The sequence below is a fragment of the Pontibacillus salipaludis genome, from assembly GCF_014642405.1.
Lineage (GTDB): Bacteria > Bacillota > Bacilli > Bacillales > BH030062 > Pontibacillus > Pontibacillus salipaludis.
This window is the reverse complement of sequence record NZ_BMIN01000007.1, coordinates 174076-182599: the sequence shown is the minus strand read 5'-3', so window position 1 is coordinate 182599 and position 8524 is coordinate 174076. Positions and strand designations below refer to the sequence as shown.

11 protein-coding genes are annotated in these 8524 nt (G+C 43.8%); 7 read left to right on the top strand and 4 right to left on the bottom strand.

Going from position 1 to position 8524, the window contains the following annotated elements; genetic code table 11:
* Positions 1 to 531: 531 nt before the first annotated feature.
* From IEW76_RS09990 to IEW76_RS09980, 3 genes are read right to left on the bottom strand one after another with little or no spacing between them, the layout of a single operon-like run.
* Entirely contained in the window at positions 532 to 936 is a 405-nt protein-coding gene (locus IEW76_RS09990; RefSeq protein ID WP_188653377.1) for a carboxymuconolactone decarboxylase family protein, read from the bottom strand.
* A gap of 15 nt (positions 937 to 951) precedes the next feature.
* Entirely contained in the window at positions 952 to 2328 is a 1377-nt protein-coding gene (locus tag IEW76_RS09985; RefSeq protein ID WP_188653374.1) for a BCCT family transporter, read from the bottom strand.
* Positions 2329 to 2357: 29 nt separating this feature from the next.
* Complete coding sequence (locus IEW76_RS09980; RefSeq protein ID WP_188653372.1) at positions 2358 to 2504, bottom strand: hypothetical protein; 147 nt, start codon at positions 2502 to 2504, stop codon at positions 2358 to 2360.
* A 381-nt stretch (positions 2505 to 2885) separates the two neighbouring features.
* On the opposite strand from IEW76_RS09980, the gene IEW76_RS09975 reads away from it, so the two are divergent.
* The 7 genes from IEW76_RS09975 to IEW76_RS09945 all read left to right on the top strand — a co-directional run bounded on the left by IEW76_RS09975 (position 2886) and on the right by IEW76_RS09945 (position 7420).
* Positions 2886 to 3776: a beta-keto acid cleavage family enzyme gene (locus IEW76_RS09975; protein ID WP_188653370.1), complete on the top strand. Its 891-nt coding sequence runs from the start codon at positions 2886 to 2888 to the stop codon at positions 3774 to 3776.
* Positions 3777 to 3778: 2 nt separating this feature from the next.
* Positions 3779 to 4726, top strand: coding sequence for a 3-hydroxyacyl-CoA dehydrogenase NAD-binding domain-containing protein (locus IEW76_RS09970; RefSeq protein WP_188653368.1), 948 nt, complete (start codon positions 3779 to 3781; stop codon positions 4724 to 4726).
* 13 nt (positions 4727 to 4739) lie between these two features.
* Entirely contained in the window at positions 4740 to 5210 is a 471-nt protein-coding gene (locus IEW76_RS09965; RefSeq protein ID WP_188653366.1) for a thioesterase family protein, read from the top strand.
* Between the two features lie 261 nt (positions 5211 to 5471).
* A complete protein-coding gene (locus IEW76_RS09960; protein ID WP_188653364.1) occupies positions 5472 to 5699 on the top strand; it encodes a hypothetical protein in 228 nt (75 codons plus the stop codon).
* Positions 5700 to 5906: 207 nt separating this feature from the next.
* Positions 5907 to 6095: a hypothetical protein gene (locus IEW76_RS09955; RefSeq protein WP_188653362.1), complete on the top strand. Its 189-nt coding sequence runs from the start codon at positions 5907 to 5909 to the stop codon at positions 6093 to 6095.
* A 163-nt stretch (positions 6096 to 6258) separates the two neighbouring features.
* On the top strand, positions 6259 to 6483 hold the full coding sequence (locus IEW76_RS09950) for a hypothetical protein (protein WP_188653360.1): 225 nt from the start codon (positions 6259 to 6261) through the stop codon (positions 6481 to 6483).
* 175 nt (positions 6484 to 6658) lie between these two features.
* The gene (locus IEW76_RS09945) at positions 6659 to 7420 is read left to right on the top strand and encodes an HAD-IIB family hydrolase (RefSeq protein ID WP_188653358.1); all 762 of its coding nucleotides are present in this window, start codon (positions 6659 to 6661) and stop codon (positions 7418 to 7420) included.
* Between the two features lie 211 nt (positions 7421 to 7631).
* On the opposite strand, the gene IEW76_RS09940 is transcribed toward IEW76_RS09945, so the two are convergent.
* Positions 7632 to 8375, bottom strand: a complete 744-nt coding sequence (locus IEW76_RS09940) for an SDR family NAD(P)-dependent oxidoreductase (protein ID WP_188653356.1) — start codon at positions 8373 to 8375, stop codon at positions 7632 to 7634.
* Between the last annotated feature and the right edge of the window lie 149 nt (positions 8376 to 8524).

Here is an 8524-nt window from a genome sequence, read left to right as displayed (position 1 = left end):
TCTAGGGCTTCGTAGTTTATCTCATCGATATAAACTTTTACGTCAAACTTAAGGAAACCGCCGAGTACGGACCCGTACGCTCGGTGGTGTGAGAGGACGGAGGTTAGTCACCTCCTCCTACTCGATTTTTTTGTCTTCTCCCTTAAGGTTATCTTAGGTTAAACAAAACATCATCATATATAGTAGATTGGAGGGATTCTGCGTCATTTAACCTGTGGTGCCGTTCATCTATCTAGGTTAGGGTAGGCTTGGGGACTGCGAGACTCCCGCGGGATAAGGAGTCTATCTAGTTCCGGCGTGGAGGACCTAGCGAGATAAGTCATCTTTTTTCCAAAGGCTAATCGCCTTTTCCAAAAAGCTGTCTTATCCGTACGGTCCTAGGCACCACGCCTACACTTTTAATCTAGGTGAGACCCCCTCGGCCAGCTCTGCTGGCCGAGGAGGCTCACCAACTCCCCACAGGAAAGCGAGTGGTTTTCAGGCCCACCTTACACTCTATTCAAGTAAAAGGGAACATTCTCTTTCCATGTTCTAAGCAAACACTTTCTCTTCCGAACGCTCAGCAAATACACGCTTCGCTTGCTTAACCGCATTAATAACAGAAGGAAAGCCAAGGTAAGGGATGAGCTGAATCATCGCTTCGACAATCTCTTCTTCTGATAGTCCCGCGTTTAACGCCGTGTTAATGTGCAGTTCAAGTTGCGGCAAGCTTCCTTCACCTTGAGTAATCAGGCTTGAAAGTACCGTTAGTGCCCGTTGCTTCTGGTCCAGGTGGCCACGGTTGTAGATGTCACCGTAGGCGAATTCTACAATATATTTACCGATATCAGGGGCAATGGAGTCTAAGTCTTTCATCAAATCAAAGTGGCTTGTTCCTTTTTCCTGATCAGTGTATGAGTTTAGTGCTTCTAATCCTTTTTCATAGCGTGTTGTCATGGTGTAGTCTCCTTTTTATGCAGCTTCGTCTTTCTTCTTCTTAAGTCTCTTTTCTTTATCTTCATTAGCCATCTTAATAAACGACCATCCTAGGATCGGCAGGATGACAAGCAGTGGGAATCCGCCGATAATGCTAATTGTCTGGAGCGTCTTCAGGCCGCCTAAATACATGAAGATCATTGGCAGAACGGAAAGGGCAAGGGCCCAGAATAGACGGTTCCAGCGAAGCGGTTCGCCTTCAACGTGCTTCTGTACAACTGATGCGATGACGTAAGAACCGGAGTCGTACGTTGTTGATAAGAAGATAATTGCGAGCACAACAAAGACAATGATCGCAAATGTAGATAACGGCAACTGTGTGAGCGTTCCGATAATCGCAGCCGGTGCTCCCTGGTTGTTTAACGTTTCGATAACCGGATACTGCCCGCTTAACTCAAGATACATGGAATAGTTTCCTAGAATGCCGAAGAACAGAACGGTTCCAAGGCTACCGAATAGGACTGTGCCGAATACAACCTGGCGAATGGTGCGTCCTTTTGAAATGCGGGCGATGAATAAGCCGACGAACGGAGCGTATACAATCCACCATGCCCAGTAGAAGACCGTCCAGCCTTCAGGGAATCCGGAGCGTTCGAATAATCCTAAGTCATTAAACGGTTCTGCCCATGTACTCATACTGAAGAAATTGTCCATCATGCGCCCAAGGGATGTAACCGTTGATTCTGTCATAAACGTTGTCGGTCCAACGCTAAAGATAAAGATTAATAGTGCGAATGCTAACCATAAATTAATATCACTTAGTACGCGAATCCCTTTTTGTAGTCCGGAATAAGCGCTTAGTCCAAAGATCAACGTACAACCAAATAAGATAATTGATTTCGTCATGATATTGTTTGGAAGTCCAACGAGGTGGTTCAATCCTTCTGAAATAATCGGTGCAGAGAGGGCAAGACCTGTACCGCCTCCGCCTAGTAGACCGAACATAAATAGGATGTCAACGAGTCGTCCGAGAAATCCGTCCGTGTGTTTCCCTAGTACAGGGCGACAGGCTTCACTGATTTTGAATACATTGGTTTTACGAACAAAGAACATATAGCCAATCGGCAGGGCTGGTATCGCGAACATCGCCCAAGCAATCGGTCCCCAGTGGAAGAATCCATACGTAGACGCCCACTGAATGGCTTCTTTTGAGCCAGGCTCAAGACCAAATGGAGGTCCTTGATAATAGTAGGCCCACTCAATTACGCCCCAGTACAGAATTCCTGTACCAATTCCACTTGTGAAGAGCATCGCTGCCCAGGAGCTTGTTTTAAACTCAGGCTTCGTATCCACATCTCCAAGTTTGATATCTCCATATCGACTCACCCCTACAAAGAGTAAGAACATAAGCATCAATAATCCTACCGTTAAGAATAAGAATCCTAAGTTAAGTTTTGTGTTACAACATCATTAGCCGCTAACACAAGTTTCTTCCCTTGCTCCGGAAAGACCATTAGAGGTACCGATACGAAAATCAGTAAAGATAAAGCACCCCAAAAGGTTTTCCAATCCATTAATCTATTCGTCACAAAAATTCCTCCTCAAATGTCTTCTATTACGTATTCGTTTGTTTGCCACTGAAAACTGTACTATCCAGACGGTTTACCTTTCAAAAAGGAGATTGGGTAGAAAATGAAAGTATTTAAGAGATTATACGAGAAAAAGACATACTCAAGTGGGATTTCAACTGATTTTCGTAAAATTTATATGCATTAGACTGATTGTACAGTTTGTTTTGTATAAAATAAAATTTTTAATCTTACTTTAAATGCCGAATTGAAGACGTTTTTGAGGTGTTAGAGGATTGTTTTTATTGAAAAACGGTTTGAAACTAAACAGTCCAGATGGTATAGTTTTGACTAGTTGATCACAACAAAACAAAAAACGAATTCAAGAGGAGGAACTTTTGAATGAACAATAAAGTACTATTAACTTCCGCTGTAACAGGTGCGGGAGACACGATAAAGAAAAACCCTAATGTTCCTATAACGCCAAAGGAAATCGCAGAGTCAGCGATTGAGTCAGCAAAGGCCGGGGCGACGGTTGCCCACGTTCACGCTCGCGATCCGCAAACTGGAGGCATCAGCCACGATGTAGACCACTACCGTGAAATTGTTGACCGCATTCGTGAGTCTGAAACAGATGTCATCATTAATATTACGTCAGGGGGCGGGGGAGATTTTATCCCGAGCCTACAAACGCCAGCTGCTGGTGGAGACGGCACGGATATTCAAACGCCAGCGGAGCGTCATGAACCAGTAGGCGAATTGCTTCCTGAAATGTGTACATTAGACTGCGGCAGCACGAACTTTGGCAACATGATCTACATGAGCCCGACCGATTGGCTGCGGGATCAGGCGAAGATGATTCAAGATAGTGGTGTGAAGCCAGAGCTTGAATGTTTTGATACAGGCCATATCCGTTTTGCCAATCAGTTGGTGAAAGAAGGACTAATCGACGGCCATCCGATGTATCAGTTCTGCTTAGGCATTCCTTGGGGAGCTGCAGCGGATGCGGAAACAATGCTTTATATGAAGAATCGCATTCCGGACAATGCGCACTGGTCGGCATTTGGTATTGGACGTATGCAAATGCCAATCGCTTCTCAAACAGCGATGTTAGGTGGAAACATCCGCGTTGGACTAGAGGACAACATTTATCTATCAAAAGGTGTACCAGCAACGAACGAACAGCTTGTTGAGAAGGCTGTAAACATGCTAGGTGGACTAGATTTAGAGCCAATGACACCACAAGAAGCACGCCAATATCTTAATCTACGAAATCCACATGGAGGGAAGTAATCATGACAAAAATTGCAGTAGTCGGAACAGGAGTTATCGGAAATGGATGGATCGCACGCATGCTCGCTCAAGGGTATGACGTTGTCGCAACAGACCCAGCTGAAGGTGCTGAAGAGCGCATGCGTCGTGCGGTTGACCATGCCTGGCCTCACGTTGAAGCACTAGGCTTAGCGGAAGGAGCTTCGAAAGAACGTCTAACGTTTGAAGCAGATCTTGCCGAGGCAGTGAAAGAAGCCGACTTCATTCAGGAAAACGTACCTGAAATTGAGGAATTGAAGCAAACGGTTCTACAAAATATCGATAAACATGCGAAATCTGATGCCTTAATCGGATCGAGTACCTCTGGTATTATGCCATCAGAATTACAGGCGAACTTAGAGCACCCGGAGCGTGTCGTTGTTGCTCACCCGTTCCATCCGGTTTATATCCTGCCACTTGTTGAAGTTGTGCCAGGGAAGAAGACGACGAAGGAATTCGTTGCAAAAGCGAAAGAATTCTATGAAGGCATTAACATGAGCGTACTCATTGTTCGCCATGAAATTGAAGGCCACATCGCAGACCGTTTACTAGAAGCGATCTGGCGCGAGTCTCTTCATATTGTGAATGAAGGCATTGCCACAACAGAAGAAGTGGACAAAGCGTTCACACACGGAGCAGGTCTTCGTTACGCGCAGTATGGTCCGTTCTTAACGTTCCACTTAGCTGGAGGCGAAGGCGGCATGCGCCACATGCTGAAGCAGTTCGGCCCGGCGCTTAAGAAGCCATGGACGAAGCTTGAAGCACCAGAACTAACAGATGAACTATATGAGAAAGTTGTTTCTGGATGTGAAGAACAATCAAGCGGCATGACGATGGCAGAGCTTGACCAGAACCGCAACGAATTCTTAATTAAGTTGTACGACCTTGTGCAGGAATACTGGCCACAAGAAACAACGAAAACGCATGTGTAAAGGAGAGGTTAAAATGGAACAATCCTTTTCTTATCAAGGAACCGTTCTTCATGAATGGGTCGACTATAACGGTCATATGAATGATGCCGAGTACAATAAAGCATTCAGTCAAGCGACAGACGCTTTTATTGACCACATTGGTCTTGATGAGCGCACCCGTGAAGTGTATGACTATACTGTCTATACTCTTGAGACGCATATTTGCTACATGCAAGAGATGCATGAAGGAGACACCTTTACAATTAAGGGTCAGATCCTTGATGTAGACGCGAAGCGCATACACTTGTTCTTAACGATGTTTAATGAACAAGGTGAAACGGTTGCTACGTTAGAGGAAATGCTTATGGGCATTGATCGTAAAGAAGGACGAGGTGCAGCTTTCCCAGGTGAAGTAGCAGATAAGTTAGCCGTCATGTTAGAAACGGATGAACAGCATGAGCGACCGAAGCAGGCTGGGAGAACGATTGGTATTCGAAAGAAGTAAGACGAAGAGACAAGTCCTTATAGGGCTTGTCTTTTTTGTGTGGAAGGGGGGGACAGGTACCTTGTCCCACTATGTCTTTCCTATAGTTCCTTTTTCATTTTATGAATTAACAACGAAGTACTGATCCACCTCCGTATATCTGGGACAAGGTACCTGTCCCTATTTCCGTGCCAAATGTATGGAATTCCTTTATTATTTGGTAATATAATGGAAAATGGGTGGGTTTGCTGATAAAAGCAATTTGGAGGATGTGAAGAGTGAATGAAGAAGTCGTGGTGGATCCAAAAAGGGATCCTTCTTATTGTTTTTATTGGTATCGGATCATTTTATTGGGATGATAAGGACGCTTTTGTTCTATTTCTTCTAGTTTTCTTGGGCTTTGGCGCTATGATTGAATCATTCTATTACTTCTCTAAGAAAAAATATAGGGATGCTATGATTCAATTGATCTTTGTAGCGTTGGTTCTATTTATATTAACTATTCTTTAAGAACAAATCGGGTGGAGACAGGCACCTATCCCCATGTCCCATAGCAAGTCCTTATAGGGCTTGTCTTTTTTTGTGTATAAAGTGAGTGGAAAGGGTGGTTCTTCTTCTGTTTCTGTAAGGAAGGATATAGGAAAGCTACTTGGTGTGGTTTGGTTATAAATGGTAAGATGTTGTGGAGGAACTCTAGTCTATAACTAGGAGGAAAATATGGTCTGGTTAATTGGGATCTTAAGTCTTCTCGCGTTTGGAGCGGTTATTGATTTCATAGCTAAAAAGAATAGCATCAATGGAGATGAAGAGGATGGAATTAAAAATGGTAGTTTTTCAGAAGATATTTATGCCCACAGTGCGATCCATCATATGAACCATGGAAATGACTCGGACAGCTCAGTTTAATCGCGCCTTGTGCGAGCGGAGTTGGATTGTTGTATAACTGCAAAGGAGATGATTAAATGCCGAAAGCTAAACTATTTTTCATTGTCGCCATTATCGGCCGAAGGGTGAAGAAGGGACATTTATTCAAGGGAACATAACGGAAATTAACGAAGAAAGTGGAGATATGGAAATCGAAATCGAAGCATGGTCCACGGTTAGCGAGTCTGGATCAGGGTCTTCTGCGGAGTCTTATGATTTTGAAAGTAGGCCAAACTCACAAACCATTCGAGTTTCCAACCCTACAGATTATGAGGAGGGCCATGAGGTACAGGTGAAAGTGATCAAAAATTATGAAGAAGATGTCTGGGATTTAGATCGATTAGATTTTGAAGTAGAGAAGGTGAATTAGGAAATGAAGCTATTAAGAGAATACAAAAATGAGGCAAAGGGAAAGCCTAGCTGTCCCTATGGTCCTTTTAACGTTTCCTTTTAGGGTTTCACTACGAACACCTTATATTTGAAGGGGCTCATTAGTGTTTGTAAACTAATAGATGTGGGAAGAAGGTTCCATAAAGGAGCTGACTATGAAACTAGTATTTGATTTAGATGGCACGATTATTTTTAAAGGGGAACCTCTTTCAGAGAAGATTGCATCAGCGATCGCAGAGGTACAACATAAGGGTTTTGACGTGATCTTCGCCTCAGCACGGCCTGTTCGTGATATGCTTCCGGTTCTGGATGAACAATTCCATAATGGGACGTTAATTGGTGGGAATGGATCCATGGTCTATAGGGAAGGGGAGCTCGTTTCTGAAACATCATTTCAGCCTGAAAGCTTGAATGCGTTACAAGAGCTGATCGAAACTTATCAAGCTACTTATCTAATCGACAGTGAATGGGACTATGCTTACACCGGCCCGGCTGATCATCCTATTTTAAACAATCTCGATCCCAATCAGCTGGCATCACGTGTGCCTGTTGGAGATTTACCTAGTATCGTGAAAGTCCTGATCTTAACGGCTTCTCACATGGATGAGTTAACAGAAAAAGTCGAGAGCCTTGATGTAGTGATTCATCGTCATCATAAGGAAGATCTGATCGATATTAATCCTAAGGGCATTCATAAATGGTCGGCACTGCAGCAGATCGGTGTGAAGGAAGGGGAATATATCGCATTCGGGAATGACGCGAATGATATCACCATGTTTGAACACGCTGCACACGCCATTCAAATTGGCGAGCTTGAGTCCCTCGCTCCTTTTTCGGACGAAACGATCGCTTTAGGGGAAAATCAAGAAGAGGTTATTATAAACAAGCTAAGTAATCTTGAACATATTACTGTCTAACATGATATGCTGTGGATTTTTGGAATGTTATCTTAATCTGTGGGGCATGAGGAATAAATTCTCATGTCTTTTTTGTTCAGCCTTTTCCGGATTGCTGAGGAAAGCGAGTAGTTTCAAGGCCCTCCTTTCACTCGGGCTAAAGCCACGGAAACACTATCTATAAAAACGGACATGAAGCATAAGGTGCTTCATGTCCGTTTTGTTTATGGAATTAATGAGCTGTATACCCACCATCGACCAAAATGCTTGAACCTACAACAAAGGATGCATCATCACTCGCCAGGAAGGTCACTGTCTTAGCGATTTCAGATGGTTTTCCAAGGCGCCCGATTGGATGGAGGCTTGTCAGACGTTCGCGTGCTGCTTCATCTGCGTCCTTCATAATCGCTGTGTCTACATATCCAGGACAAACAGAATTGACGCGAATGTTTTTCTTAGCGTATGTAATGGCAAGCGTACGTGTCATGTTCACGACCCCACCTTTTGCTGCTGGATAAGAAGTCATGTTCGGTTGACCTACATGACCAAGGGCAGAGGCGTTGTTAATTATTGAACCACCTGATTCTTGAGTGAGCATTTGCTCGATTGCGTATTTGTTCGAAAGGAAAACACCATTTAAGTTCACGTCGATGAGTTTCTTCCACGCCTCATAAGTTAACTCATGAGCAGGAGTCACATCGCCAATTCCTGCATTGGCAAAAAGCACATCAAGAGAACCGTATGTATGGACCGCCTGATTGACCACATTCTTAATGTCTTCTTCACTCGTAACATCAGTCTTAACAAAAAACGTTTCAAATCCTTGATCTCGTAACTCCTGTGCGAATGCTTCCCCGTTTTCATTCACATCGGCAATAACCACTTTTGCCCCTTGCTCGCAAAAGTCTCTTACCGTTGCTTCTCCGATCCCTGTTACGCCACCTGTGACAATAGCTACTTTGTTTTCTAGTTTCATAACTTCTCTCCTCTCTATCTTTCATATTCCATTTTACGCTTCTTTTGTCGAAAAGTCTCATAATTTGTTTAAATTTGTAATAAAATTCGGGACTTAGGGACAGGTACATTGTCCCGTTGAGTAAGGAGGGGTTGGAAATATGGAGGTGT

What these genes read in the sequence shown, in the direction of transcription:
- IEW76_RS09990 (WP_188653377.1), bottom strand. Translation starts at nt 936, where the DNA reads ATGACAACACGCTATGAAAAAGGATTAGAAGCACTAAACTCATACACT.
- IEW76_RS09985 (WP_188653374.1), bottom strand. Translation starts at nt 2,328, where the DNA reads ATGCTTATGTTCTTACTCTTTGTAGGGGTGAGTCGATATGGAGATATC.
- IEW76_RS09975 (WP_188653370.1), top strand. Translation starts at nt 2,886, where the DNA reads ATGAACAATAAAGTACTATTAACTTCCGCTGTAACAGGTGCGGGAGAC.
- IEW76_RS09970 (WP_188653368.1), top strand. Translation starts at nt 3,779, where the DNA reads ATGACAAAAATTGCAGTAGTCGGAACAGGAGTTATCGGAAATGGATGG.
- IEW76_RS09965 (WP_188653366.1), top strand. Translation starts at nt 4,740, where the DNA reads ATGGAACAATCCTTTTCTTATCAAGGAACCGTTCTTCATGAATGGGTC.
- IEW76_RS09960 (WP_188653364.1), top strand. Translation starts at nt 5,472, where the DNA reads ATGAAGAAGTCGTGGTGGATCCAAAAAGGGATCCTTCTTATTGTTTTT.
- IEW76_RS09955 (WP_188653362.1), top strand. Translation starts at nt 5,907, where the DNA reads ATGGTCTGGTTAATTGGGATCTTAAGTCTTCTCGCGTTTGGAGCGGTT.
- IEW76_RS09950 (WP_188653360.1), top strand. Translation starts at nt 6,259, where the DNA reads ATGGAAATCGAAATCGAAGCATGGTCCACGGTTAGCGAGTCTGGATCA.
- IEW76_RS09945 (WP_188653358.1), top strand. Translation starts at nt 6,659, where the DNA reads ATGAAACTAGTATTTGATTTAGATGGCACGATTATTTTTAAAGGGGAA.
- IEW76_RS09940 (WP_188653356.1), bottom strand. Translation starts at nt 8,375, where the DNA reads ATGAAACTAGAAAACAAAGTAGCTATTGTCACAGGTGGCGTAACAGGG.